A 25783-nucleotide genomic window follows, 5' to 3' on the forward strand; every position below is an offset into this window, starting at 1 on the left:
TTGGCCCCATCCGGCGCGACATGGAGCCTACCGCCGCCGCCCCTTAAACTTCGCCGCCCCACCACCATCGCGCCGACCCTGCCGCTTTTCCTTGTCCTGGCGTTGGCGGGTATTGCGCTGGGCCAGCATGCGGTCGATCTTTTCCGAGGTGGATTGCATCAGCATCTGCGCCATGTCCTCGTCCGGGAAGGTCTCGGGCATACGGTAGCCCAGCCAGGCATAGGCGGCGTAGAGCTTGCAGCTGTCTTCCATGAACTGCAGTTCGTTGCGGCCACCCATGCCCTCCATCCGCAGCAGTGGGGCACGGCGTTTTTCGGCACGGTGGCGGGCCCAATCCTGCAGGGCACGTTCCAGCATCGGTATCTTGGTCGATACCGGGCACAGGCTCAGGGTAAAGCGGTCGGCCAGCGAGAGATTGAGGGTGTCCAGCCAGCGGGCTTTCTCGGTCTGTTCGGTCAGGTTGGCGGGCAGGAAGAATTCGTCATGCACATTGATGTGCTTGGCAAACAGCTCCAGCAGCGGCTGCAGCTTGGTCTGGCCGGTGGCCTTGGCGATCAGCTCCAGGTAATCGAGATTGGGCGCCACAAAGAAGCCGGTGTCGGGCAGCGGCTCGGGCTTGGCGCGGAGCAGGGCGGTGATGGTCTTGTGGGTGTGGGCATCGAGCCCGGCCACATAGCCGGCGGCATGCTCGCCGTAGCGGCCGGCCCGGCCGGCGATCTGCTTGGCCAGCGGGGCGGCGATCACCCCTTCGGCATAGCCGTCGAATTTGTTGGAGGTGGTAAAGATCACCCGCCGCGCCGGGGTGTTGAGGCCCATGCCGATGGCGTCAGTGCCCACCACGATCTGGGTTTCGCCTTCAATAAAGCGCTCGGCCTGGGCCTGCCGCACTTCGGGCGAGAGGTTGCCGTAGATAGCCGAGACAGCAAAACCCTGCTCCATCACCTGGTCGCGCCAGTTCAGCACCTCGCGGCGGGAGAAGGCAATCAGCACGTCGCCGGGCTTGAGGTTACGCAGCGAGCCCAGCGGCTGCTTTTCCATCTCCAGCGGCGACTTGCGCTCCATCTTGCGCACTTCCAGCGTGCCGCCCACCCGCTTGACCAGCGAACGTATGGCCTCTTCGGCTTCCAGCGCGCCCAGCAGGTAGACGGTGCTGGCCGGTACGCCGCAGACGGCTGCCGTCCAGGCAGCGCCACGGTCGGGGTCGTCGAGCAGCTGTATCTCATCGATGACCGCCACCTCTATCACCCGGTTGGGGTTGAGCATTTCCACCGTGCTGGCCACATGGGTGGCCTCGGGGTGGAGCTTGCGCTGCTCGCCGGTGACTAGGCTGACGGCCACGCCCACATCCAGCAGTCGGTTGTAGTTTTCCAGGGCCAGCAGGCGCAGCGGCGCCAGGTAGACGCCGGATCGGGCACGGGTCAGGTGCTCCATGGCCGCATGGGTCTTGCCCGAGTTGGTCGGCCCCAGGATGGCGATGAAATGCCGCTTCATGCCCTGGGCGGTGGTAAAGGATTCGGGATAGAGCGACAGATTGACCGCATCGCGGGTCTTCTCGGCCTGGCGGGTAGCGGCGCGGTTGCCCTTGGCCGCCTCGATACGATCGAGCGCCACAATGCAGCGCAGCCGCGCCAGTTCGTACTTGGCCTGCAGCGCATGCAGGGCGCTGCTGGGGTCCAGCTCGTACTCGTGGGCGATGGCGACCACCTGGTCAGCGCACTTGCCCAACTGGGCTTCCAGCCGGGCACGGGCCTCGGCATTCCAGCGCGATTGCAGCAACGCCAAGCGCTCAACGATATCGAGCTTGCGCCATTTGCTGACCTTGCCCAGGAAACCATCGTCCGGAATCAGGTGGTAGGGCACCACCCGCTTACCTACCAGGATCTCGCCATGCACCGATACGGCATAGCTGCCGTCCGAGGTCACCAGGGTGGCCTGCTGGGCCTCCAGGTAGTCGCTCAGGGCGGTGGCTTCGGTCGGGGCGATATCGTTCTGGCTGCTGTCATTCATGGAGATACGGTGCTTTCTGGGAAGTCAGCCATGCGTATACCAAAGCACGGCCATTGCCACCAGCGATTTCCGCCGCGTAGACCGTCGTAACCTTCACCGCCGGTCGGATAGCCGGCCAGCGGCGTACTTTGAACAGGCTCTTACGCCTCAGCCTTTGATCATCACATGCCGCACGCAGCTGTAATCCTCCAGCGCGTACATCGACATATCCTTGCCATAGCCTGATTTCTTCATGCCGCCATGTGGCATCTCGTTCACCAGCATGAAATGGGTATTGATCCAGGTGCAGCCGTATTGCAGCCGGCTGGCCACCTGCATGGCGCGGTTCACATCGCGGGTCCACACCGAGCTGGCCAGGCCGTAGTCCGAATCATTGGCCCAGCTGACCGCCTGCTCCACCTCGTCGAAACGGGTGATGGACACCACCGGGCCGAACACCTCGCGCCGGACAATCTCGTCATCCTGGCGGGCGCCGGCCACCACGGTGGGCTCGAAGAAGAAACCGCTGCCCACGCCGGCCTTGCCGCCAGCTGTCACCTCGATATGCGCCTGCGCCGCCGCCCGCTCCACAAAGCCGGCCACCCGGCTACGCTGCCGCTCGGAAATCAGTGGCCCCATCTCCACACCTTCCAGGTGCTGCTCGCCAAAGCGGATGCCGGACACCGCGCTGGAGAGATCGGCCACCAGCTTGTCGTAGATGCCGGGGCCGGCATAGAGGCGGCAAGCCGCCGTGCAATCCTGGCCGGCATTGTAATAGCCGAAGGTGCGCACGCCGGCCACCACTTCGTCCAGGTCAGCGTCGTCGAACACGATTACCGGGGCCTTGCCACCCAGTTCCAGGTGGGTACGCTTGAGGCTGTGGGCAGCGGTCTCCAGGATTTTCTGGCCGGTGGCCACATCGCCGGTCAGCGAGATCATGCGCACCTGCGGTTGCGAGATCAGCGGACGGCCCACCGTCTCGCCCCGGCCGGTGACTACATTGACGACGCCAGGCGGCAGCAGCTCGGCCAATAGCTCGGCCAGCTTGAGGGTGGTCAGCGGCGTCTGTTCACTGGGCTTGATCACCACGGTATTGCCAGCGGCAATGGCGGGGGCGATCTTCCAGGCCGCCATCATCAAGGGGTAGTTCCAGGGTGCAATACTGGCCACCACGCCCAGGGGGTCGCGCCGTATCATGCTGGTAAAGCCCGGCAGGTATTCGCCCGCCACCTGGCCCTGCTGGCAGCGCACCGCGCCGGCAAAGAAGCGGAAAACATCGGCCACCGCCGGTATCTCGTCATTCAGCGCAAACAGATAGGGCTTGCCGCAGTTGAGCGATTCCAGCTGGGCAAACTCGGTGGCGCGTGCTTCGATGGCATCGGCCAGCCGCAGCAGGGCGGTGGACCTGTCCTTGGGCGTGGTACGGCCCCAGGCGGCAAAAGCCGCTTCGGCCGCCGCCACGGCAGCCTGTATCTGTGCCAGGCTGGCTTCGGCCACCTGGGCGATGGCCTCGCCGCTGGCCGGGTTGAGCACGGCTTCCACATCACCTTCGCCAGCCACGAACTGGCCGTTGATCAAGAGTTGGGTCTGCATGGTGTCTCCAGATAAGCAAGCTACTTGCCGCTGCCCGCCACCGCTTCGGTGCCCTGGGTCAGCTTCCAGGCGGCAATGACAGGCACCATGGTGATCAGCATCACCGTCAGCGCCACCACATTGGTAATCGGTACATCACGCGGCCGGCCCAGCTGGTTGAGCAGCCAGATGGGCAGGGTACGTTCGTGGCCGGCCGTAAAGGTGGTCACAATGATCTCGTCAAAGCTGAGGGCAAACGCCAGCAGCCCACCGGCCAGCAGCGCGGTGGCAAGCTGCGGCAGCATTACATGGCGAAAGGTGGCGAAACCGTCCGCGCCCAGGTCCATGGAGGCTTCGACCAGGCTGTGCGAGCTACGGCGAAAGCGGGCAATCACATTGTTGTAGACCACCACCACGCAGAAGGTGGCATGGCCGATGGCGATGGTCCAGAACGAGGGCTCCCAGGCCAGCAGCTTGAAGGCCGACAGCAGGGCGATGCCGGTGATGATGCCGGGCAGGGCTATCGGCAGTATCAGCATCAGGGTCAGCGCCTCCTTGCCCCAGAATCGGCGGCGGTACAAGGCCGCTGCCGCCATGGTGCCCAGCAGCAGCGCCGCCAGGGTGGCCAGGGTGGCCACCTTGACCGACAGCCAGATGGCGGCCAGCACATCCTCGCGGCCAAAGGCGGCGGCAAACCAGTCCAGCGTAAAGCCCTGCAGGGGAAAGCTGTAGGCCGATTCCTCGGTGTTGAAGGCATACAGCGCAATCACCACAATGGGGAAATGCAAAAAAGCCAGACCGCCATAGGCCAGCAGCTTGAGCCACAGCGGGGCACGGGCTTCAGAGTGCATCAAAGGCTCCCAGGCGCCTGGCCAGGGCCAGGTATAGGCCTATCAGCACCACCGGCACCACGGTAAAGGCGGCTGCCATGGGGATGTTCCCGACCGCGCCCTGCATGGTGTAGACATAGTTGCCGATGAACAGGCCGGACGGCCCCACCAGCTGCGGCACGATAAAATCGCCCAGGGTGAGGCTGAAGGTAAAGATGGAGCCCGCCACCACACCAGGGAAAGCCAGCGGCAGCATGACGGTACGGAAAGTCTGTGCCGGCCGAGCGCCCAGGTCGCTGGAGGCCTGCAGCAGCGACAGCGGCACCCGCTCCAGCGCCGCCTGTATGGGCAGTATCATGAAGGGCAGCCAGATATAGCTGAACACCAAGAAGCGCCCCAGGTTGCTGGTGGAGAGCGAGCTGCCGCCCACCACCGGCAGGCTCAGCACGGCCTCCAGCAAGGGGGTCAGCCCCAGCACCTGCACCAGCCAGTAGACGATGCCGCCCTTGGCCAGTATCACCGTCCAGGAATAGGCCTTGACGATATAGCTGGCCCACATGGGCGCCATGACCGCGATATAGAAAAAGCCTTTCTGCCAGCCCCTGGCGTAGCGGGCCATGTAATAAGCGATGGGGAAGGCAATCAACGCGCAGGCCACTGTGACGGCAGCCGCCATGCCCAGGGTGCGCAGCACGATATCGATATTGGCGCCAAACAGCGGGTTGGCCGGGTCGGCAATGGCGCGGAAATTGGCCAGCGTCAGCTCGGGCGTCACCGCCATGGTGAAGTCGTCAAAGGTAAAAAAGCTCTGCATCAGCAGGGCCAGCAGCGCACCCAGGTAGACCACCCCGAACCACAGCAATGGCGGTGTCAGCAGCAAGAGCAGCACCAGGGTCTGGCGCCGGTACAGCAGCCTGGCCAGGCGCCGCCTGATGCTGGCAGCCGCCATGTCGTGCTGGCCAGGCTGGGCAGGTGCATGGATGGCCATAGCTCAGGCTTCCAGCATGACCATGGCGTGGGCAGGCCAGCCCACGGTCACGGCCTGGCCGGGCTCGGGCATGGCCTGCGCGGCATCGAGCAGGTTGGGGTGGCTCACGGCCAGTTGCCGGCCATCGGCCAGCACCACCTGGTAGCGGCTGACTGCGCCGTGGTACTGCACATCCACCAAAGTCGCTGCCAGCCGGATGCCGCCATCACCTTCGGTGACGAAAGCTATCTGTTCCGGCCGCACCGAGAATGCTTGCGCCCTGCCGATCAGGCTCTGGGCCAGGCTGGCGTCGATGACATTGGCGCCGCCGACAAAGTCGGCCACGAAGGCGGTACGAGGCCGGTTATACAGCTCGCGCGGGCTGGAGAGCTGCTCGATACGACCTTGCTTGAACACGGCCACCCGGTCCGACATCGACAGGGCTTCGCCCTGATCGTGGGTGACATAGACAAAGGTGATGCCCAGTTGCCGCTGCAGCGCCTTGAGTTCGGTCTGCATGGCCTCGCGCAGCTTGAGATCCAGCGCGCCCAGCGGTTCGTCCAGCAGCAGCACGCGGGGCTGGTTGATCAGGGCGCGGGCCAGGGCTACCCGCTGGCGCTGGCCGCCCGATAGCGCCGCCGGCCTGCGGCCGCCAAAGTCTGCCAGCTTGACCATGGCCAGCATGTGCTCGGCCTGCCTGTGCCGCGCTACGCGGGCCACCCCCCGCACCATGAGGCCATAGGCCACATTGTCCAGCACGCTCATATGCGGGAACAGCGCGTAATCCTGGAACACCGTGTTCACATCACGCTCATAGGGCGGCACCCCGGCAGCGTCGCGGCCATGGAGGCGGATGCAGCCGGCACTGGCCTGCTCGAAGCCCGCAATCAGCCGCAAACAGGTAGTCTTACCCGAGCCCGAAGGCCCCAGCATGGAAAAGAATTCGCCTTCGGCGACGGTCAGGTCGACCCCATCCACCGCACGGACGGTATCGAATACCCGCGTTACCTGTTGGAACTCGACAGCATGGCTCATCACGCTACCTGCAGCGGGCAAAAAACCTGGCCAACCGTTGGGTCGGCCAGGAGAGCGGTGCATGCAGCAGCCGCGGAGCAATCGGGCAGATGACAGCCCACCGGCATCAGCGGCCGCCCATGATGGCGATATAGTCGGCCGTCCAGCGGCTATAGGGCACGCAGCTGGCCTGGGTGCTGCATTTGGCCTGCGGGGTTTTCCAGAAACGTATCTGGGCAATGCGGTCGAAACCATTGCTCTTGCAGAAATCACTGCCGCCGGGCACCTTGTCCTTGCAGGCAGCCGGTACGGCAGGGTTGGAGCCAAACCATTCGGCCAGCGACGATTGCAGCTTGCGGTTGAGCGAATGCTCCATCCATTTGTAGGCGCAGACCGGGTTCTTGGCATCGGCATGCAGCATGGTGGTATCGGCCCAGCCGGTGGCGCCCTCCTTGGGTATCACACCTTCAATGGGGAATTTCTCGGCCTGCAGGGCATTGATCTGGTAGCCCCAGGCACTGCTGGCCGCCACACCCTCGTTCTTGAAGTCGTTCATCTGCACAGTCACATCGTGCCAGTAGCGATGAATCAGCTGCTTCTGCGCCCGCAGCAGCTTGAGCACCTCGGCATACTGGGCCTCGGTCAGCTCGTAGGGGTCTTTGATGCCCAGCGCAGGATTCTTGTGCATCAGGTAGAGCGCGGCATCCGCCACATAGATGGCCCCATCGTAGGCCTGCACCCGCCCCTTGTTGGTCTTGCCGTCAGGCAGCTTCTGCTCGTCGAACACCACGCCCCAGCTGTCGGGCGCCTTGGGAAAAACCTTGGTGTTGTAGGCCAGGAAATTGGCACCCCACTGGTAGGGCACGCCATAGTGCTTGCCATCCACCTTGTGCCAGGGCGCATGCTGCAGGCGGCTATCGACGGTGGCATAGGCGGGCACCAACTTCAGGTTCACCTCCTGCACCTTCTTGCCGTAGATCAGCCGCAGGCTGGCATCGCCCGAGGCCGTCACCAGGTCATAGCCACCCTGGTTCATCAGGCTGACCATCTCGTCCGAGGTGGCCGCCGTCTTGACGTTGACCTTGCAGCCGGAGGCCTTCTCGAAATCGCTCACCCAGTCGTAGTTCTTGTCGGTCTCGCCGCGCTCTATATAGCCTGGCCAGGCAATGATGTTGAGCTTGCCTTCGGGCTTGCCCAGCGCCTGTAGCGGCGCGGCCAGGGTGTTGCCTGCCAGTGCGGCGGCAACGGCGATAGAGAGCGTGCGGGCGTGCATGGTGGGTCTCCTCATTGTCACGGCCGGTTAGCCGGGCAATTAGATATAGACCATCCGCGCTAGCGATACGCCCCTACCGCCCAGGCCATCAGCTGGCTACCCATGCACCTCAGCCCAGCTGCGCGACCAGGCCAGGCTGCGCCGCAGCCCCTCGGGCAGCGATACCTGAGGGGCATAGCCCAGCAGCCGGCGGGCTTTGTCCAGGTTGGCCACATAGCGGCTGATCTCGCCGGCCTGGGTGGGTGCCTCCACCACCTGGGCCGCCCGCCCAAGCAGCCCGGCCAGGTAATCGGCCAGCTGCCGCAGGCTGTGGCCCTCGCCCCTCGCCAGGTTGAAGGTCTGGTCGCGTACCTCACCCGCCTGCAAGGCCTGTATGCCCAGGAACAGCCCTGCCACGCAGTCGTCTACATAGGTGAAATCCAGCACCTTGTCCGCACCGAACAGTGTCAGGGCCTCACCCTGCTGCAGCTTGTGCATGAACAGCGGTATGACCCGCTCCATGCGGCCCAGATCGTTATCGTAGCGGCCATAGACATTGCTGAGCCGGAACACCAGGTAAGGCAGGCCATAGCAGCGGGCATAGCTGTAGACCAACGCCTCGCCCGCCAGCTTGCTGGCTGCATAGGTACTGGCAGCCAGCGCAAAGTCGGCATCCGCCTCGGCGGTGGTATCGCGCCTGGCATTGCCATAGACCTCACGGCTGCTGCTGAAGACGATGGGCAGGCCCTGCTGCCGGCAGAACTCCAGCACCTGCTGGGTCATGGCCATATTTTCCATGGCCTTGTCGGGCTCTAGCACCAACTGATGCACCTTGGCATGGGCCGCCAGATGCACCACCACATCGGGCCTGCCCCAGTCCGCCAACTGGGTGGCCAGCACGGCAGGCGTGCCGGGCAGGGTCAGGTCATGCAGCAGCACAGGGTAGGCATCGCACCAGCCATTGGGCCGCAGGTCCACGCCATGCACGGTATGGCCCGCCGCCAAACAGCGTAGCGCCAGGTTGCAGCCTATCTGGCCGCTGGCGCCGGTAATCAGGATACGCAAGGGGAGTCCTCGGGATAATCAGCATAGTAATGATGCAGGAACACGCGGCGCGCTGCCGAAAGCACGGCCGCCGGGCTGCCATCGGCCAGGTAGCGGCCTGCCGCCGCCAGTTCGGCCTCGCCATAGGCGGCAGGATTATTCAGCATGATCTGGGCATGCAGGGCCTCGTAGCGGGGCAGGATGCCCCATAGCTGAGACTGGCGCCGCCGCCTGTGCAAGAGATAGGGCGCCGGCAGATGCTGGGCACGGGCGCCGTACAGGGCAGCCGCCAGCCAGAAATCCCAGTCGTCGAAACCGCTGACATTGACCCGGTAGCCCCCCACGGCCTGCCACAGGCTACGGCGGTACAAGCCGCAATAGGCCAGTTGGTTGAAATACTTCAAGCGGGCCAGCTCGAAGCGCCCCGATGCCCAACAGCGCGCGCTGTCGCCAAAATCCTGGCGATCGGTGTAGACCAGGTCCAGGCCGGCATCGGCATCCAGCATGGCCCCGCACTCAGCCAGCATGGCCGGGTGCAGGCTGTCGTCGGCGTCCAGCGGTAGCACATAGGTGCCCTGGGCCATGGCCATGCCCAGGTTGCGGGCTGCAGCCACCCCGGCGTTGGCCTGCTGTACCGTGCGCAGCCGTTCGCCATGGCGCTCTTGCAGGGTGGCGATCAGCGCTGCCGTGCCATCCTGGCTGCCGTCATCCACCAGGATGATCTCGCTGGCCGGGCGGCTTTGCGCCAGCACGCTGGCCACCGTCTCCGCCAGGGTATCGGCCGAGTTGTAGCAGGGAATGATCACCGAGATGGCCGGCAGGCAGGCGAGGCCCTGGTTCTCCGGCAAAGGCAGCGGGCCGGCCATCTCAGCCACCACGGGTATAGAGCAGATTGCACTTGGCGCACACCGGCATCAGGCCGCAGCGCGCCAGCGTCTCCCGCTGCCGGCGAAAGCGCGGCCCCAGCCAGACGGCCTCCACCTCCTGCTGCGCCAGGTTACCCATGCGAAACTCAGGGAAGAACTTGCAGGACACCACCTCCCCATCCGGGAACACATCCATGCGGGTGGCAAGCGACTGGCAGCGCTGCTTGTTCTGCGCCGGCACAGCGCTGCCACCGATAAAGCCCGGCAGCTCGGCCGCGCTCAGGGCCGGGTTGTAGCGCAGCTTGATGGGCCCCTGGCGGGCATCTAGCGCCGCCATGCCCTGCGCCAGCGCGGCCAGCTGGTCGGCCGCCAGCCGGTAGTTGTAGGAATACCAGCTAGGCCGTCCAAACACCTGGGGCGTACCGAAGTGGCGCTGGTAGTAGTCATCCATCCGGGCATTGGCCTCGTCCGACAAAAACCAGGGAAAGCTGACATAAACCGTGCCGACGCCCTCCTGCTCCAGCCACGTCACAAACTCGGCCATGCGGGCCACCATGGGGTCGGTGATCAGGAAGTTCACAGTGATCTCGCCCCGGTAGTCGCCAACCCGCTGCGCCGCCAGCAGCACCCGCAAGCCCTGCAGCGAGCGGGCAAAGCTGCCCTGGCCACGGACGGCATCATGCTCAGCCTCGAAACCATCGAGCGAGACCGACACCTCCAGCTGTGCCGACAGCCGCAGCAGGCCCGCCAGCCGCTTCTCTATCAGGGTGCCATTGGTACACAGGGCAACCCAGCGCGGGTCCGCCGCCAGCAGGTCGACCAGCCCATCCCAATCGCGATAGACCAGTGGCTCGCCACCCCATAGGTAGACATTGCTCTTGCGGGCCTGGGTGGCAGCCAATACCTTGGCGATGACCGCCAGGTCCATGTCTCCCCCCTTGGCACCGGCTGGCAGCATGCGGTGGTAGCCCGCCTCATTCCATTGATAGCAATGGCTGCAGCGCAGATCGCAGCGGTTGGTCAGCTTGAAGGCGACTTCCTCGGGCACCGGCCGCGCCTGTTCGGCCCCGCTCAGCTCAGCCCGCCGGCTGGCCAGGATATTGGGTGCAATACGGCGCAGTTTTTCAAAGGCCTGCTGATCCAGCAGCGACCCCTTGGTCTTATCCATGGTCTTGCTCCTTGCTTGCCAGCGTGGCCGCCAGGCAGGCCGACAGCACCTGGGCCGTGGCTTGCGGGGTATCACGCAGATACGATTCATGGTCACCCGGCGCCACCCAGCAGCGCAGTCGCCCGCCCAGCAGGGCCTGCCAGTCGCGCGCCAGCCCTGCCTGCCGGTTGGCCTGCGACAGCAGCAACTGCACCGGCAGGTCCAGCGGCCTGGGCCGATAGCGCATGGCCTGGGCGATATGGTTCGCTCCTAGGGCATGGCTGGCCGCCTGGCCCGCCTCGGCCCGGCCCACCTGCGCCACCTTGCGCCACCAGGCGGCGGCAATCCGGCCCTGGGTCAGGGCCACGTGATAGAAATAATGCAGGCTGCGGCGCGGACGAAAAGCCGGCCGCTGGCGGACATGCCCGCGCCAGGCCGCCCAGAAATCTGCCCAGCCCAGGCGTGCCAACGGTAGCCGCAAGCGCCACAACAGCCTGGGTTGCTGCCAGCAGCGCCAGTGCCAGCGCCGCCATGGCGTAGGGCACCAGCTGTCCAGCAACAGCAGCAGGGACACAGCCTCGCCCTGCGCCTGCAACTGCCCGGCCATCTCATAGGCCAGCACCCCGCCCACGCATTCGCCCGCCAGCGCATAAGGCCCCTGGGGCTGTTGCCGGCGCAGGGTGGCGATATGCCGGGCCGCCGCCTCGCTCACCGACCTGGGCAAGGGCTCACCATCGGCCAACAGCAGGCCATAGACAGCCCTGTCACCAGCCAGATGCTGCATCAGGCGGGCGTACAGTGTCATCTCCGCCATGCCGCCACGGCCACCGGGCAGCATGAACAAGGGCTGCTGCGCATCGCCCCGGCGTATCTCCACCAGCCCCGCAGCCCGCAGCACCGGCTCGGCAGCCAAGCGGTCGATATGGCCGGCTAGGCCGGCCGGCGTGGCATGCTCGAACACGGCAGCCAGGGGCAGGCGGCGGCCCAGCAGGGCTTCCAGCTGCGCCACCAGCCGCAGCGCCAGCAGGGAATGCCCGCCCAGGGCAAAGAAATCCTCGTCCGGCCCCACCTGTTGCAGCCCCAGCAGATCGGCAAACAGCTGGGCGATAGCTTCGGTTTGCGGCCCAGCGACAGCGGCAGCCACGAGCGGTCTGGGCAGCTGTTGCAGCGCAGCCCTGTCCAGCTTGCCTGTCGGGGTCAGCGGCAGGCTGGCGTGCAGCCACAGCTCAGACGGCTGCAGCGGCGCCGGCAGGCGCTCCCGCAGATAGGCCAGCAGCAATCGACGCAAACAGGCCTCGTCCAGGCTACCTGGCACCGCCACCACATGGGCCTGCAGTTGCTGCCGTGACGGTGCCGCACAGACCAAGGCCCGGGCCACCAGCGGGTGGCTGGCCAGTACGGCCTCGATCTCGCCCGGCTCGACCCGGTAGCCGCGCAATTTGAGCTGACCATCGGCCCGGCCCACAAAGGCCAGCGTGCCATCCTCCCGCCAGCGCATCCGGTCACCACAGCGGTACAGCAGCTGTCCCTGGGCGAGCGGCAGTGTGTGCAGGGCTGCCGCCGTGGCCTCGGGCTGGCCCAGATAGCCCCGCATCAAGCCATCGCCCCCCAGCCAGGCCTCGCCCACCACGCCGCTTGGCACCGGCTGCCCCAGGCTGTCCAGGATATACACGTCGGTCTGGCTCACCGGCCGGCCCAGCGGTATGGCGCCTTCGGTATCGGCCAGGGTCACGACGTGGAAGGTACTGAAGGTGCTGTTCTCGGTCGGGCCATAGCAATTGATCAAACGCCCGGCCGGCTTCCCCTGCAGATAGCGCCGGGCATGGCCGGGCGACAGCACGTCGCCCCCCACCAGCAATTGTTCAGGCAGGGCCAGGGCCGCGGGCTCGGCGTCCTGCATGGCCTCGAACAGCCCGGTGGTCAGCCAGAGCGTGGTCACACTGTGCTGCCGTATCAAACCGGCTATCTCGCTCAGGCTGGGGCGGGGCATGGGCGGCAGCACCAATCGCCCACCGTTGAGCAAGGCCCCCCAGACCTCGAAGGTCGCGGCATCAAACGCCAGCGGCGCCAGCTGCAACAAGGTGTGGCTGGACCCCAGGCTGGCATAGTTGGCACCCAGCACCAGTCGCAATACCCCCCGATGCGGTGTGCATACGCCCTTGGGCGTACCGGTAGAGCCGGAAGTGAACATCACATAGGCCAGATCGTCCGCCGCCACCGTGCGCCCGGGTGGCGTCTCCGGCAGGCCGGCCAGCGCCGCATCGTCGAGCAGCAGCACAGGCGCCAGCCCTGCCAGTTGCGGTGCAAAACCGGTGTGGCTCAACAGCATGGCCAGCGGCTGGCCGCCCAGGGCATCCGCCACCCGGCCCGCCGGCTCATCCTGCAGCAGCGGCACAAAGGCAGCACCACACTTGAGCACAGCCAGCATGGCCACGATGTAGTCCACCCCGGCCGGCAGGCAGATACCCACCAGCGCCCCTGGGCCGAGCTGGCCGGCCAGGCTGTGCGCCAGCTGGTTGGCGCGCCGCGCCAAAGCCCCGTAGCTGAGTATCTGCTCGCCGCAGACCAGAGCAGGCGCCTCAGGCTGGGCCTCGGCCCAGGTATCGAAGCGGGCCGGGATGCTGCTATCGCGGGGGTAGTCAGGTCTGGGGCCATAGCCTTGCCGCCAGGCCAGCTCACGCGCCAGCGGCGACAGCAGGGGCAGGGCATCCAGGCTCAGGCCGGGCTCTGTTACGGCGGCCGCCAACAGGGTCTGCCATTGCGCCAGCAATTGCCTGGCGGCTGCCGAGGTATAGCGATCGCAATCATATTCCAGCTGGCCGCCCAGGCAGCCATCGCGCTCCCACAGGGTCAAGCTCAGGTCCATCCTGGCTGTGCCATTGGCCACATTGTCGGCCGCTACCACCAGCCCAGGCAGCGTCCAGCCCGAGGGCGGCAGGTTGAGGTAGGCAAACAGGGTCTGCACCAAGGGGGGCACATGCGGTTGGCGCGGCAGGGGTAAGGCTTGCACCAGTAGCTCGAAGGGCATGTCCTGATGGCGGTAGGCCTCCAGCACGGTCTGCCGCAACTGCCCCAGCAGGTGGCGAAAGCTGGCCGCGCCGTCCATCAAGCTGCGCAGCGGCAGAGTATTGACCAGCAGACCCACCAAGCCCTGCAGTTCCCGCCGGTTACGGTTGGCTACAGGCGTGCCGACCACGATGTCGGTCTGGCCGCCATGCCGGTACAGCAAGGTCTGGTAGGCCGCCAGCAGCAGCACAAACAGCGTCACCCCCTCCTGCGCGGCCATGGCCTTGCAGGCTAGGCTCAAGGCCAGCGGCAAGTCGAACGGCATGCAGGCGCCACGCCGCTGCGCAACCCCACAGGCCGGCTTCTCGCCGGGTAGTTGCAGCACGGCGGGTGGCCCCGCCATCCGGGCCAGCCAGTATGCCCGTAGCTGTGCCAGTTGCTCGCCCCGCAGCCAGTCACGCTGCCAGGCGGCGTAATCGGCGTACTGCCATTGCAGGGGGGGCAAGCTCACAGGCTGGCCTTGGGACAAGGCGCCGTACACCTGCCCCAGCTCGGACATGAATACCTCGAACGACCAGCCATCGAACGCCAGGTGGTGGTGGGTCAGCAACAGGCAGTGTTGCTGCGCATCCAGCTGTAGCAGGCGGGCGCGCAGCAAGGGCGGCTGGCTCAGGTCGAACGGTGTGGCTGCCTCGGCATGGGCCAGCTCGGCCAGCGTGGCTTCGTCGGCCACCTCTTGCAGCGGCAAGTGCACGTCTGTGGTCGGGTGTATGCGCTGCAACAGCACGCCGTCTTCCAGATACAGGGTGGTGCGCAGGGCCTCGTGCCGGTCCAGCAGCAGGGTCAGGCTGCTTTGCAGTGCCGATGGTTGCAGCGGGCCACGCAGGTGCAGGCTCACGCAAAGATTGTGCTGGGCGCTGGGGCCGCTCAACTGCTCCAGCAGCCATAGCCGCTGCTGGGCAAAGCTGGCCGGCAGCGGCCCGCTACGGTCCTGCCGTGCCAGCGGCGGTGCCTGTCGCTGCGCCTGCAGGCCTGCCCGCACCGCATGCCAGCGGTCGGCATGCCCCGTATCGGTGGCAACACTGTCAGCCATGCTGGGCCGCTGGCGCAGGCAAGGCACCGGCGCCGCCGTAGTAACGGCAACAGGCAGTACAGATAGGGAACAATTGCCCGCGCAGATGCTCGCGCACCTGCCTGAGCCGCTCGCCCCGCCAGATCTCCAGCAAGGGCTGCTGGTGGATATTGCCTATGGGCAGATCGTAAAAGGAATGGCAGGTACTGACTTCGCCCCGCGCCGAGATCTCGGCGGCCAGCCAGGGCACGCCGCAGCGGCTCTTGTGGTCTACCATGGCCTGCCAGTTGGCCGAGAAGTACTGCCGGATATTGTCGGCCTGCAAGGTCTTGGGCTGGCTGTGGAACAGGATGCCACGCTCGGCACAGGCCTGTGCCACGGCCTGCATCTGCGCCGTCAGGCTGTCGCTGTCTATGCCGGCGAAGATGGCCGGATCGCGCGCATAGGCACGGGCACAGGGGGCGCCCTGCACGCCGAATTCGGTCTTGAGCACCTCAGCATACGCCTCGGTCTGGGCATGGGTGGCATAGCTCTGCAGCTCGATGCTGACGCAGGACAGCAGGCCGAGATCGATATCCTGCAAAAAGAAGGACGCCACGAAATCGCAATTGGCCGGGGTCACCACATAGGTAATGCCCAGCTCGGGGTAGCGGCTACCCCTGGCCTCTTTCACCGCCTGCAGCTTGGCCAACCCGCGCATCACCCGCTTGAACACGCCCCGGCCGCGCTGCCTGTCGTTGATGGCCGCCGGGCCATCCAGCGATATCCACAAGCGGGTCGGGCCATGGTCTACCAGTTGCTCGGCGTATTTCTCCAGCAGCGTGCCATTGGTGGGGAAGGCCAGCTCGCAGCCACCCTCGCGTATGCGGCGTATCACCTGCCAGATGCCAGGGTAGAGCAGGGGTTCGCCGCCGAAGAACTCGAAGGTGGGCTTGCTCGGCAGGCATTCGTCCACCGTGCGCAGTACCAGGTCAAGATCCAGCGTCGCCAGCTTGTCCAGCCCATGGTAGGCGCCATTGTCACCCCACTCGTAGCACATGGTGCAGCGCAGATTGCACTGCTCCAGCAGCTGTATCACCACCCAGGAAGGGGCAGCCAGTGCGTCGGACAACCGTATCATGCGGCTTGCTCCTGCAGCAGCCTGGCGGCATAGGCCTGCGGATAGTCGGTGCCGCGCCCGGCATGGGCCAGCAGATTGCGGTGCAGCTGCGCCAACAGGGCGGGGTCGAAACCGCTGTCGCGCCAGTCCTCGTAGCGTATGCCAAAGCCCAGCTGCAGCCAGATATCGGCATTGCGGGCCTCGGCATAGCCATAGGGTTCCAGCAGCACGACCGGCGTGGCCGAAGCCAGCGAGTCGATCAGGGTGCAGCCGCCCGGCTTGCTGACGATGGCCTGGTTACGGCGTATCACGTCATACAGCACATGGTATTGGGCATGCCGCAGATAGATGGTTTCACGTGAAGCCGTGACTTCGCCCATGGCGGGGAACTGCAACTCCCCAGCAGCATCGCGGTGCCAGGCCCGCCAGCCAGGCTGCAGCAGAAAGCAGGCGTCGCCTGGTCGGGCGAGGGAGGCCTCGGCCTCGGTGTGGATGACGCGATCCAGCGCAAAGCCAGCCTGCGCCAGCGCCTCGGCCCGCGCCTGGTAGGTGCCTATGCCCCAGCCGCCGCCATGTACGGTCAGCCGCGCCTGCCGTTGCTGCCAGGGCAGGGGTGGGGCGCTACCCACCGGTATCTCATGCACCAGCCTGCCGGTATCGCCATGCCATAGCCAGATTTCCCGGCCCTGGGCGGCGAGATCGGCATGCACCCGGAAAGACGCCGACATCTCGACATCGATGCGGCAATGGTCTATCTCCAGCGCCCAGCCGGTCTGGGCCTGGTAGCGCGCCAGGATGGGCAGCCAGAAGCCCGACCACACCATGAAATGGCGGCAGCCTTGCCGGGCCCAGTCCGTCAGCAAGGTCTGCAGCCGCTCGCCGTCGAGGCAGTCCTGCACATCGCGGGCCATGCGGTGAGCCAGCTGCGCCAGGGCAAAATCGGCGTGATGAGCCTCACCGTGGGCAATATGGCTTTGCTGGCGGCTGGCGGTGTAATAGTCCTCCAGCACCTCACAGCGCACCACCAGCCCTTGCTGGCGCAGGCGTCCCTGTATCAACAGGGCGGGGATATAGACCCCCAGCCCCACGGCCGAGGTCAGGATGACGGCGACCGGCGCACTCATGCCAGCCCCGTTGCCGGCTGGCGCCGTGGCATGCCCTGCAGGAAGCCCGCCAGGGTGGCGATGGAGCGCAGGTAGTCGAACTCCAGCGCGTCAAAGTCGATCTCTATGCCCAGGCGCTCTTCCACCTCCAGCATGAACTGCAACATCTCCAGCGAATCGAGTCCGACCTCGTTGATCAGGTCGGCGGTATCACCCAGGCTGTCGGCCAGGGCGGGTTCACGCTTGAGTTTGGCCACAATGGCCTTGATGGTTGCGATGGTGTTTTGCATGTTTTCCTCCGCCGTCCTGGCACGCTAGGCCAGCTCGTCCAGACGGCTGTTCTTGATGGCCAGGCCTATCCCCATATAGGGGCCCAGGCCGGGGTATTGCTCGGTGTACTCATGGCAGGTCCAACCGGGTAAGGCCTTGATCTCCTGCCAGACCGTGGCAATGCCGGGACAACCGATATTGCTGATATCGTGGAAGGCAATCATGTTGGCGTAGGGTGCCAACGCCGCGAACTCCCGCCGGCACTGGTTTTCCTCATGGTGCGAATCAATGAACACCAGGTCTACGGTGCCGTACTGCTGCAGCAGCATGCTGAACTCGGCAGACTGGCTGTTGAGACAGGCAAACCGGCTGCGCGGGTTGATGGCCTGGTATTGGGCCATGGCAGCACAGGGAATGATGTCCACCCCCACGGCAAAATCCAGCGGCCGGAACCGCTCCAGCAGCGCCACCGTGGCCAGATAGCTGCCGCCGTGGCGTATGCCCAGCTCCAGATAGGAGCGCACCTGCAGGCGGGCCAGTTGGGCCAGATAGGGGCCGAACTGGATGGGGTATTGCCAGATGCGCAGGCCCTGGCCGCAACTGCCATGCAGCGCGGGCGGAAACTCCGCCAACCCCTCGTCATTAAGGCCCAGCTGCGGCAGCAAGGCGACCAGATGATCAGGCTGGGCCAGCCACTCAGCCGGCGGCTGCTGGATCAGCGCCAGCCTGGCGAGGTCTACGGCACGGGGCCGCAGGCCCTTGAGCAGGCGCCAGGCACTCTCCTGCACCGACGGTTGGCGTACGACTTCATCCAATGCAATTCCTCCTGTCTGTACCCGGTCCAGATCCGCGCCCGGGCCGCTGCCCTGTGACGCGCTTCACAAGTCATGCAGTGATGGCTTGCATCACCACAGGTTTAGCGCCATGTTAGTTCATCGCCCATCTGGGCATAGTGAAGGACTTCACAGATGCGTCTGCCCGGCTCCCTGCTGCAGGACTATCTGGCGCACAGCGCACAGCAACTGCCCGACAAGATCGCCCTGGTCTGCGGCCAGCAGCGTCTCAGCTACGCCGAGCTGGCCCGCCAGAGCGACGCCCTGGCCCACGCCCTGCTGCAGGCTGGCCTGATGCGGGGTGATCGGGTCATCGTACTGGCCGACAACAGCGTCGCCAGCGTGGTCGCCCTGTGGGCAGTGCTCAAGGCCGACGCGGTGGTCTGCCCGGTGAGCCCACATACCCGTAGCGACAAGCTGGCCTACTACCTGCACGACACCGGCGCCCGCGCCCTGATGGCCGATGCGGCACTGGCCGACCAGCATGCCACCCTGCTGGGGCAATTCCACCAGTTGGCCTGCGTGCTGGTCGCTGGCGTTGCCACCCAGCCGCTGCCAGGGCTATGCAGCCATGCGGCCGCGCTGGCTGCCTTGCCATCCAGCTTCCAGCCACCGGGCCAGAACCTGGATATCGATCTGGCCGCCATCCTCTATACCTCGGGCAGCACCGGTGAGCCCAAGGGGGTGATGCTGAGCCACCGCAATATGCTGGCCGCCACCGCGGCCATCAACCACTACCTGGGCAATCGGCAGGATGATGTGATCCTGGCGGCCTTGCCACTGTCGTTCGACTACGGCCTGTACCAGCTGATACTGGCCACGGCTGTCGGCGCCAGGGTGCTGCTGGAGCGCTCCCATGCCCTCCTGCCGCAGCTGCTGGCCCGCGCCTGGCGCGAGGCAGTCACCGCCTGGCCCTTGGTCCCCAGCGTGCTGGCGCTGTTGGCCGAACTGCCGGCGGACAAGGTTGCACTACCTCACCTGCGCTACCTGAGCAGCACCGGCGCCGCTTTGGCACCGAGCCATATCGCCACCGCACAGCGGCTGTTCCCCGAGGCTCAGCTCTTTGCCATGTATGGCCTGACCGAGTGCAAGCGCTGCAGCTATCTGCCGCCGCAGGATTTGCCGCACAAACCCGACAGTGTGGGCCTGGCCATACCCGGCACCGAGTTGTGGCTGGTGGACGAGGCCGACCAGAAGCTGGGGCCAGGGCAGGTGGGGCAGCTGGTGATACGCGGCGCCACCGTCATGCGCGGCTATTGGAACAAACCCGAGGCCACCGCTCGCCGCTTGCGGCCCGGCCCCTTGCCCGGCGAGCAGGTGCTGTACACCGGCGACCTGTGCCGGCTGGATGAAGCGGGATATCTGTACTTTGTGGCGCGGATGGACGAGGTGATCAAGTCACGCGGCGAGAAGGTGGCGCCGCGCGAGGTGGAACTGGCCCTGCTGGCCCAGCCTGGCGTCAGGGAGGCAGCCGTCATCGGCGTGCCCGACCCCGTCTGGGGCCACGCCATCAAGGCCTATGTGCTGCCGGCCAGCGGTGCCTCGCTGGATGTAGCCAGCCTGCTGGCCGCCTGCCGGCAGCAACTGGAACCCAGCCACGTTCCCCAGTACCTGAGCCTGGTGGAGCAATTGCCACGCACCAGCACCGGCAAGGTCGACAAGACGGCCCTGTCGGTTGCAGACAGCCAGTAGCTACAGTCGCCCATCCGCCGCACCCTGCGGCAGGGCCGACTTGAGGTCGTACAGCACATGGCCGGGTTGGCCCAGCGCCCGCAGGCCCACCACGCCCCAGTGCAGGAACTCCGGCTGCGGCACGGCCAGCACCAGGGCAGCGTAAGCGCCCGGCTGGGGCGGCTGGCGCAGGAGGCGTAGGTCGTACTGCCTGAAGGCCTCGGTGGCATCGACCCAGGGGTCGTAGATATCCACCCTGGCACCGCAGGCCTGCAGCTCGCGCACCAGGTCTGCCACCTTGGTATTGCGGATATCGGGGCAGGCTTCCTTGAAGGCGAAACCCAGCACCAGCACCGGGGCACCCGCTACGGCCAGACCGGCCCGTGCCATCAGCCGTAGCACCTCGCCCGCCACATGGTGGGCCATGCCCTCGTTCACCTGCCTGGCTGCCAGCACCAGCTGCGGCGTATGGCCCACGGCGCGGGCCTGGTGGCACAGATAATAGGGATCGACGCTGATGCAGTGCCCCCCCACCAGGCCAGGCCGGTAAGGCTGGAAGTTCCACTTGCTGCCGGCCGCTTCCAGCACCTCCACGGTATCCAGCCCCAGGCGCGAGAACAGCATGGCCAGCTCGTTCACCAGGGCGATATTGAGATCGCGCTGGGTGTTTTCTATCAGCTTGGCCGCCTCGGCCACGGCAATGCTGCCAGTACGATAGATGCCCGCAGGCACCACGCAGCCGTACAGGGCCTCGATAAACTCCGCCGCCGCCGGGGTGGAGCCCGACACCAGCTTGCAGATATCGGCCAGCCGCCGCGTGCCATCGCCCGGGCTGACCCGTTCAGGGCTATAGCCCACCACAAAGCCGGTGTTGAAGGCGAGGCCCGACACCTGGGCCAGCAGCGGGGCGCAATGCGCCTCGGTCACCCCAGGGTAGACGGTGGATTCATAGATGACTACCGCACCCGCCGCCATGGCTTGGCCGACCAGCCGGGTGGCCGCCAGTACCGCAGCAAGATCTGGCTGCAGTGCCGCATCCAAGGGGGTAGGCACGGTGATGATGTAGACATTGCAGCCCGCCAGGTCGGCCGCCTGGCTGCTGCAGCGCAGCTGGCTTGCCGCCGCCAGTTCGGCGGTGCTGAGCGAGCGGGTGGCGTCGTAACCCTGCTGGATGGCGGCCACCCGGGCGGCATCGGTATCAAAACCCAGCACCGGGAAAAATCGAGCAAAGGCCACCGCCAGGGGTAGCCCCACATAGCCCAAGCCCAGCACGGCGATCCGTACGGGCTGGCCATCGGGATGCAACAGGGGTAGGGACACGCGCAGGCTCCGGTAGGCGGCAGACAATGGCGCCATCCTAGCAGCCCCCTGATGGTTTGCCTGTGGGCGGGCTCACAGGCCTGCAAACCCGGCAGGCAGAAAAAAAGCCAAGTGTCCGGCTGGAACGCTTGGCTTTCAGTGTGCCCGCAGGCGACTGTGTTTGGGCAGCTTGGCCCTGAGGTAGGCATGCTGATCGGCCAGCACATTGCGGCCGCTGAGCAGGAAATGCTCGAACCGGCAGGGTGCGTAAGGCACATAGATCAGCGGGCGGAAATCCTCCACCATCCTGGCACCCTTGGCCTGGTTGCAGTCACGGCAGGCCGTCACGCAATTGGTCCAGGTATCCTTGCCGCCACGGCTGCGGGCCAGGATATGGTCACGGGTCAGGTAGCGGCGGGCAAGACGGCGGCCACAGTAGCCACAGGTATTCTGGTCGCGCTTGAACAGCAGGGTATTGTCGCGGTCGCTCAGCACCAGCTGATCCCAGGCCATGGAGGCCATGATCTCGCTGCCGGCAATGGCAATGATGGGCGCCACTTCAATGCGCGAACGCGCGCCATGGTGGTTGTAGCCGCCACGGAATACGGCACGGGCACGGCCCAGTTCCCACGCCACCTTGTTCTTGGCGTAGTAGGTTACGGCTTCTTCGGGATTCAGCCAGGCATAGGGTCGGCCGGCGATATCGAGGGTCAGCACTTGCTTCATGGTCATGATGTCACCTTGGTTACATGTATCTGTTTTTCTCTGGGTTGGTATCGCGCCAAGGGCCGCGCGCGATATACGGCATCCGGGCATCACAAGACCCCACCCTTGCCTGCAGTGTAGTCTCTATGGCGCCATGTGAATCAATAACTTGCTGGCATAGGCAGGACAGCAACAGCCGGCCGCGGCAGCCGCGGAAAACCGGACAAAACGGCGGCAACCGGGCCAGCGCCCAACGCCCGAAACTATCCACACAGGCCCCCACCATGCCCGTGCGTGGCCCATCCCCATCTACCCCAGGCACCTACGGTGCAAGGGCATGGCGGGCCTCCCTTTCCACAGCCAGCCAGACCGTGGCATTCGGGTGGAGGGCAAGCTGCCATCCACTAAATAAGGCGCAGCACCCCGGCTTCCGCCGGACGGGTGTGAGGACACCCTGGTGCTGCATGGATGTGTCACCCCGCAGGCACAGTGGCATAGCGAGCCAGTGCGTCCATGCGAGTTGCGGGGAGGTGGTGCCGCTTAAATGCGACGCTAAAGATGGCGACCCAGGAAGGAATCGAACCTCCAACCTTCGGATTTGGAATCCGCTGCGCTGCCAATTGCGCTACTGAGCCGGATAGGGATGCCTGCAAAGGCAGGCGTGGCCGAACAGATTCCGACTTAAAGTGCCGAAACCGTTGCGGTTGTTTGGTCGAAGCGGTCAGGTTCGAACTGACGACCCCCTGGTCCCAAACCAAGTGTGCTACCGGGCTGCGCTACGCTTCGAAAGCAGATCAACATCTGGCGCCAGCGCCGAGCGCGCCTGGCAGATGCCATTACGGGCGTGGGATTCGAACCCACGAAGGCAGCCAAAACAGCCACCCGCCTTACCAGCAGGCTCCCGCCGAAAATGTGGCCGCCAAGGCTGGGGCGCTGCGCTGTTCAAGCGCCGCGAGTGCCCCACCATGGTCAGCACTTATTACCTACCTGAGTTGTTTATCTAACAGAGTTGGCAAGGGTGGAGGGATTCGAACCCCCGACCACATGGATCAAAGCCATGTGCTCTACCCACTGAGCTACACCCCAATAAAAGAAATACCCCGGTTCGACGGCAAGGCAGGCCGCGCCGGGGCTGGCCGCGCCCTACAGCGCGGGCCGCCAGGTCACCCGTGCCGCGCCATCTATGGTGGCCAGCTGGTTCTGCCTGCGTATCTCAACCATGCTGCGACTGGCCCTGACCAACACCCCGCCACGGCTCAGCAACTCGCGCGCGGCCTGCATGGCCAAGGGGGTCATGGGCTCGAAGGCATCGAGCGTCGGCTTCTTGATACTTGTAGGGTTTGCCATGATGACTCTCCTTCCTGCCACATCTGGGCACGATTGATTGAATGAAAAGCATGTACTTGGGGGAGACCGATCGGACTCGAACCGATGACCACCGGGACCACAACCTGGGGCTCTGCCAACTGAGCTACGATCTCCCCGAAGTACACGCGAAACTGATACACCGTCAGAGCCTGCTCAATGTTTTTTCGCCTTGTCGCTGATTTGGAAAAGGGCCAGACCCAAGGCGGGGAGTGCTGGCAATAACAAGTTATTGCCAAGCTCCACAACGCAGTGGATGGCTTTTTTCCAGATCAGCCCTCCGGGTTCGATGCCTTGCCAAGGGCAAGGTGTCGAACGACGAGGCGAAAAGCATTGAGCAGGCTCTATGGTTACGATCCCCTCTGACTGGATTGAAAGTCCAGTGACCTCACCAGAAGTCGAACGGTGCGCAAAACGGTAGGCTGGCTACCTCGCTACTGTATGTATCCAATTCACGTAAGCAGCCTCTGCACCGCTGCCCCTGCGTGGCGGCCATCGCACCCGCGACTTTGCCGGTACAGGCAGGCCACAGCCAGCACAGAAGCCACTTACGTGAATGCGCGGATGGTGGGATTCGAACCCACGGCCTCGACCACATTGGGTCACGCTCTACCGGTTGAGCTACATCCACGCGGCTGCCCCGGCAACCACGCCATGCACATGCTGGGCACAGGGGAGGGGGCAGTACGACGCCATGTTGTGAAAGATCGTTGCTGTCCGTATCCGGTAAGTACCGGGAACAGGCCCCGCCGAGCGAGGGCTTTACTGCTGGGTTGCGGGCCGGTGCCACTGTCCGACTGGCACGCTCGCTTGAGGTGAAGGTTCATCGATAACTCCAATGCCAAGAAAACAAAAAGCCCGGAGTCCATTTGGAGCATCCGGGCTTGGAGCCTGATCGAGCGTTTCGATCCGTCGCTAGCGTATTCCTCCAGCGACCTGTGGGGTAAACCCCGGATGCTTCCTGTACATGTGCCATGCCTGTTGGTACTGATTGAGCTTGCCCAGGCAGACTTCGTGGTGCTTGCGCTCATGACGGCCGGCTGGTTGGCCTGCCAGCGTCGGCGTGGCGGCAAACGCCTGAGCCACGCTCTCCGGCAACCCGAGGCGAGCGGCGCCAGCGCCGGCCGCAACAGCCAGCCACGACGTCATGCGCCGGCTCACTGCTATCAGGTTGATGGAAAGGGTGTTCACGTTTGCAGCTCCAGTTCGAAATTCATGTGTCCCGGCCCGCTATCGGGCTGGTATGGGATGCAGTATGGCACGATAAAAAAGCCGGGCGCAAGCCCCTGCAATCAATTTATTTCCATCTGATGCACATTTTTTTCGCCAAAGGGCCATAAAGTGCGCCTGGCGACCCGCTGCGGTATGATGTGCATGTCGTAGTGAGGAACGACATGCATGCCAGATACCACCGATTCCGCCAGCACACCGGCCGGCCAGGGCTATAAGTATGGCCAGCGCCGCCTTGCACTCAATGTCCGGGTGCTGATGGCCCAGCACGGCTACCGCGATATCTCCAAGCTCTACCGCGAGCTCATCAGCCGTGGCTGCGATATCTCCTACTCGCAGTTCAAGCGCATCGTCGACAACCAGGCCGAAAAACTCAATACCAATGTGCTGGATGCCCTGCTCAACCTGTTCGATTGCCGCATAGACGAGTTGTTCATCACCCTGGAAACCCCGCCGGACTAGCTCCGGGTAATGGCGCAAGTCATCGCTGGGTAGTGATGCGTTCAGCAGACGCCCCCAGATTGTTCCCGCCCTTGCTGGCGCTCGCCATCGCGTGCATGGGCTGCACGCCTGCCTCGATACAAGTGCTCGCGACCCTGTTGTACCCACACCGAATCTCGCGACCACTCACCCATATGGGGTATGACCGGCCTGCGTCCACTGCGTAGCATGCAGCCGGTCATGTAAAACACCAAAGGGAGAGGGTATTCAGATGGCGAACAATGCACGCATTCTCAGGCAAAGCCTGCCCCTTGAGCACTCAATGCTGCAGGGGCTACCTTTTGCCGGGTTCGACGACACGGCCTTGCTGGCCTTCTATGAGCAACAGCTGGGCAAGGTAGCTGCCACCCCCTTCAACGCCGAAGCGCTGGCCGGCTACTGGCAGGGCCGCATTCTGAGCATAGCGTCCGATATCTACGGGCCAGGCACGCATATCTACGCTTCCTGCGGGCTCAGTGATCCTGAGGCCTTCGCCGGGGAGCGGGACGCCGGCTTGGGCTATGAGCTGCTGGTGATCAGCCAGGGCCCAGCCGACTGGGCGCTGCAGGCCATAGCCCAGACCTTGTATGCCGAGGTCGTCAGTGAGGCCGGCTTTCTGGAAATCGTGGAAGCATACGATGGCATGACCACCGGCGGGCTGGACATCGGTGCTGCGGCACCGGTTAACCTGATGATCACCAAGGCCTTTGCCCCCTTGCCGCGAACCCTGCAGTCGGCCGCTGGCCCGGTAGAGATGCTGGTGATCACCGTCATCAACGACGAGGAAGTCACGCTGTCGCGCAAGTCCGGCACGCCGGCCCTGCTCAAGCAGCTGATCAGCCAGGGGGTGGGCCAGCTCAGCGATCTGGAGCGCGTCCTGCCCAAGCAAGGCGGCTTGTCGCGGCTCTGGTCGCGCCTGACCGGCTAGGCAGGGCCACCATCAGGATGGGCCAGACAGCAGCAGCCAGGTTG

Annotated in this window: 21 protein-coding genes and 5 tRNA genes; 3 read left to right on the top strand and 23 right to left on the bottom strand. The window is 65.0% G+C overall.

What is annotated here, in order from left to right; genetic code table 11:
• Positions 1 to 27: 27 nt before the first annotated feature.
• The 14 genes from V7714_RS09950 to V7714_RS10015 form a co-directional block, all read right to left on the bottom strand.
• Positions 28 to 2007 (bottom strand): helicase-related protein, encoded by a 1980-nt coding sequence (locus V7714_RS09950; protein WP_335709578.1) that lies wholly within the window; start codon positions 2005 to 2007, stop codon positions 28 to 30.
• Positions 2008 to 2154: 147 nt separating this feature from the next.
• The gene (locus tag V7714_RS09955; RefSeq protein ID WP_335709579.1) at positions 2155 to 3579 is read right to left on the bottom strand and encodes a gamma-aminobutyraldehyde dehydrogenase; all 1425 of its coding nucleotides are present in this window, start codon (positions 3577 to 3579) and stop codon (positions 2155 to 2157) included.
• A 20-nt stretch (positions 3580 to 3599) separates the two neighbouring features.
• Positions 3600 to 4409 (bottom strand): ABC transporter permease, encoded by an 810-nt coding sequence (locus V7714_RS09960; RefSeq protein ID WP_335709580.1) that lies wholly within the window; start codon positions 4407 to 4409, stop codon positions 3600 to 3602.
• A complete protein-coding gene (locus tag V7714_RS09965) occupies positions 4399 to 5376 on the bottom strand; it encodes an ABC transporter permease (protein ID WP_335709581.1) in 978 nt (325 codons plus the stop codon). The genes V7714_RS09960 and V7714_RS09965 overlap by 11 nt, the downstream gene beginning before the upstream one ends.
• Positions 5377 to 5379: 3 nt before the next feature.
• Complete coding sequence (locus V7714_RS09970) at positions 5380 to 6390, bottom strand: ABC transporter ATP-binding protein (RefSeq protein WP_335709582.1); 1011 nt, start codon at positions 6388 to 6390, stop codon at positions 5380 to 5382.
• A 106-nt stretch (positions 6391 to 6496) separates the two neighbouring features.
• Complete coding sequence (locus tag V7714_RS09975; protein ID WP_335709583.1) at positions 6497 to 7642, bottom strand: ABC transporter substrate-binding protein; 1146 nt, start codon at positions 7640 to 7642, stop codon at positions 6497 to 6499.
• A 96-nt stretch (positions 7643 to 7738) separates the two neighbouring features.
• Positions 7739 to 8686: an NAD-dependent epimerase/dehydratase family protein gene (locus V7714_RS09980; RefSeq protein ID WP_335709584.1), complete on the bottom strand. Its 948-nt coding sequence runs from the start codon at positions 8684 to 8686 to the stop codon at positions 7739 to 7741.
• Complete coding sequence (locus V7714_RS09985) at positions 8674 to 9531, bottom strand: glycosyltransferase family 2 protein (protein ID WP_335709585.1); 858 nt, start codon at positions 9529 to 9531, stop codon at positions 8674 to 8676. The genes V7714_RS09980 and V7714_RS09985 overlap by 13 nt, the downstream gene beginning before the upstream one ends.
• A gap of 1 nt (position 9532) precedes the next feature.
• A complete protein-coding gene (locus V7714_RS09990) occupies positions 9533 to 10699 on the bottom strand; it encodes a radical SAM protein (protein WP_335709586.1) in 1167 nt (388 codons plus the stop codon).
• Positions 10692 to 14777: a non-ribosomal peptide synthetase gene (locus tag V7714_RS09995; protein WP_335709587.1), complete on the bottom strand. Its 4086-nt coding sequence runs from the start codon at positions 14775 to 14777 to the stop codon at positions 10692 to 10694. Before V7714_RS09995 ends, V7714_RS09990 begins: the two co-directional genes overlap by 8 nt.
• Positions 14770 to 15876, bottom strand: a complete 1107-nt coding sequence (locus tag V7714_RS10000; RefSeq protein ID WP_335709588.1) for a radical SAM/SPASM domain-containing protein — start codon at positions 15874 to 15876, stop codon at positions 14770 to 14772. Before V7714_RS10000 ends, V7714_RS09995 begins: the two co-directional genes overlap by 8 nt.
• Positions 15873 to 16979, bottom strand: a complete 1107-nt coding sequence (locus V7714_RS10005; RefSeq protein WP_335709589.1) for a hypothetical protein — start codon at positions 16977 to 16979, stop codon at positions 15873 to 15875. The genes V7714_RS10000 and V7714_RS10005 overlap by 4 nt, the downstream gene beginning before the upstream one ends.
• On the bottom strand, positions 16976 to 17248 hold the full coding sequence (locus V7714_RS10010) for an acyl carrier protein (RefSeq protein ID WP_335709590.1): 273 nt from the start codon (positions 17246 to 17248) through the stop codon (positions 16976 to 16978). The genes V7714_RS10005 and V7714_RS10010 overlap by 4 nt, the downstream gene beginning before the upstream one ends.
• 24 nt (positions 17249 to 17272) lie before the next feature.
• Positions 17273 to 18043, bottom strand: a complete 771-nt coding sequence (locus V7714_RS10015) for a class I SAM-dependent methyltransferase (protein WP_335709591.1) — start codon at positions 18041 to 18043, stop codon at positions 17273 to 17275.
• Positions 18044 to 18196: 153 nt separating this feature from the next.
• On the opposite strand from V7714_RS10015, the gene V7714_RS10020 reads away from it, so the two are divergent.
• Positions 18197 to 19753: a class I adenylate-forming enzyme family protein gene (locus V7714_RS10020; protein ID WP_335709592.1), complete on the top strand. Its 1557-nt coding sequence runs from the start codon at positions 18197 to 18199 to the stop codon at positions 19751 to 19753.
• On the opposite strand, the gene V7714_RS10025 is transcribed toward V7714_RS10020, so the two are convergent.
• From V7714_RS10025 to V7714_RS10065, 9 genes are all read right to left on the bottom strand, one after another.
• Positions 19754 to 21052 (bottom strand): nucleotide sugar dehydrogenase, encoded by a 1299-nt coding sequence (locus V7714_RS10025; RefSeq protein ID WP_335709593.1) that lies wholly within the window; start codon positions 21050 to 21052, stop codon positions 19754 to 19756.
• 135 nt (positions 21053 to 21187) lie between these two features.
• The gene (locus tag V7714_RS10030; protein ID WP_335709594.1) at positions 21188 to 21763 is read right to left on the bottom strand and encodes an HNH endonuclease; all 576 of its coding nucleotides are present in this window, start codon (positions 21761 to 21763) and stop codon (positions 21188 to 21190) included.
• A gap of 532 nt (positions 21764 to 22295) precedes the next feature.
• A tRNA-Trp gene (locus V7714_RS10035) sits at positions 22296 to 22371 on the bottom strand.
• 74 nt (positions 22372 to 22445) lie between these two features.
• Positions 22446 to 22522 (bottom strand) — tRNA-Pro (locus tag V7714_RS10040).
• A 51-nt stretch (positions 22523 to 22573) separates the two neighbouring features.
• Positions 22574 to 22641, bottom strand: a tRNA-OTHER gene (locus V7714_RS10045).
• Between the two features lie 238 nt (positions 22642 to 22879).
• The gene (locus tag V7714_RS10050) at positions 22880 to 23083 is read right to left on the bottom strand and encodes a hypothetical protein (RefSeq protein ID WP_335709595.1); all 204 of its coding nucleotides are present in this window, start codon (positions 23081 to 23083) and stop codon (positions 22880 to 22882) included.
• 57 nt (positions 23084 to 23140) lie between these two features.
• Positions 23141 to 23218, bottom strand: a tRNA-His gene (locus V7714_RS10055).
• 442 nt (positions 23219 to 23660) lie between these two features.
• Positions 23661 to 23732, bottom strand: a tRNA-OTHER gene (locus V7714_RS10060).
• Positions 23733 to 24016: 284 nt separating this feature from the next.
• The gene (locus V7714_RS10065) at positions 24017 to 24292 is read right to left on the bottom strand and encodes a hypothetical protein (protein WP_335709596.1); all 276 of its coding nucleotides are present in this window, start codon (positions 24290 to 24292) and stop codon (positions 24017 to 24019) included.
• Between the two features lie 207 nt (positions 24293 to 24499).
• On the opposite strand from V7714_RS10065, the gene V7714_RS10070 reads away from it, so the two are divergent.
• Both V7714_RS10070 and V7714_RS10075 read left to right on the top strand, forming a co-directional pair.
• Complete coding sequence (locus V7714_RS10070; protein WP_335709597.1) at positions 24500 to 24793, top strand: helix-turn-helix domain-containing protein; 294 nt, start codon at positions 24500 to 24502, stop codon at positions 24791 to 24793.
• A gap of 250 nt (positions 24794 to 25043) precedes the next feature.
• On the top strand, positions 25044 to 25739 hold the full coding sequence (locus V7714_RS10075; RefSeq protein ID WP_335709598.1) for a suppressor of fused domain protein: 696 nt from the start codon (positions 25044 to 25046) through the stop codon (positions 25737 to 25739).
• Positions 25740 to 25783: the final 44 nt, after the last annotated feature.

This window comes from Chitinimonas sp. JJ19, assembly GCF_036961565.1.
Lineage (GTDB): Bacteria > Pseudomonadota > Gammaproteobacteria > Burkholderiales > Chitinimonadaceae > Chitinimonas.

Bases quoted from the DNA above. Each gene is read 5' to 3' on its own strand.
- V7714_RS09950 (WP_335709578.1), bottom strand. From the start codon at position 2,007: ATGAATGACAGCAGCCAGAACGATATCGCCCCGACCGAAGCCACCGCC.
- V7714_RS09955 (WP_335709579.1), bottom strand. From the start codon at position 3,579: ATGCAGACCCAACTCTTGATCAACGGCCAGTTCGTGGCTGGCGAAGGT.
- V7714_RS09960 (WP_335709580.1), bottom strand. From the start codon at position 4,409: ATGCACTCTGAAGCCCGTGCCCCGCTGTGGCTCAAGCTGCTGGCCTAT.
- V7714_RS09965 (WP_335709581.1), bottom strand. From the start codon at position 5,376: ATGGCCATCCATGCACCTGCCCAGCCTGGCCAGCACGACATGGCGGCT.
- V7714_RS09970 (WP_335709582.1), bottom strand. From the start codon at position 6,390: ATGAGCCATGCTGTCGAGTTCCAACAGGTAACGCGGGTATTCGATACC.
- V7714_RS09975 (WP_335709583.1), bottom strand. From the start codon at position 7,642: ATGCACGCCCGCACGCTCTCTATCGCCGTTGCCGCCGCACTGGCAGGC.
- V7714_RS09985 (WP_335709585.1), bottom strand. From the start codon at position 9,531: ATGGCCGGCCCGCTGCCTTTGCCGGAGAACCAGGGCCTCGCCTGCCTG.
- V7714_RS09990 (WP_335709586.1), bottom strand. From the start codon at position 10,699: ATGGATAAGACCAAGGGGTCGCTGCTGGATCAGCAGGCCTTTGAAAAA.
- V7714_RS09995 (WP_335709587.1), bottom strand. From the start codon at position 14,777: ATGGCTGACAGTGTTGCCACCGATACGGGGCATGCCGACCGCTGGCAT.
- V7714_RS10000 (WP_335709588.1), bottom strand. From the start codon at position 15,876: ATGATACGGTTGTCCGACGCACTGGCTGCCCCTTCCTGGGTGGTGATA.
- V7714_RS10005 (WP_335709589.1), bottom strand. From the start codon at position 16,979: ATGAGTGCGCCGGTCGCCGTCATCCTGACCTCGGCCGTGGGGCTGGGG.
- V7714_RS10010 (WP_335709590.1), bottom strand. From the start codon at position 17,248: ATGCAAAACACCATCGCAACCATCAAGGCCATTGTGGCCAAACTCAAG.
- V7714_RS10020 (WP_335709592.1), top strand. From the start codon at position 18,197: ATGCGTCTGCCCGGCTCCCTGCTGCAGGACTATCTGGCGCACAGCGCA.
- V7714_RS10030 (WP_335709594.1), bottom strand. From the start codon at position 21,763: ATGACCATGAAGCAAGTGCTGACCCTCGATATCGCCGGCCGACCCTAT.
- V7714_RS10050 (WP_335709595.1), bottom strand. From the start codon at position 23,083: ATGGCAAACCCTACAAGTATCAAGAAGCCGACGCTCGATGCCTTCGAG.
- V7714_RS10070 (WP_335709597.1), top strand. From the start codon at position 24,500: ATGCCAGATACCACCGATTCCGCCAGCACACCGGCCGGCCAGGGCTAT.
- V7714_RS10075 (WP_335709598.1), top strand. From the start codon at position 25,044: ATGGCGAACAATGCACGCATTCTCAGGCAAAGCCTGCCCCTTGAGCAC.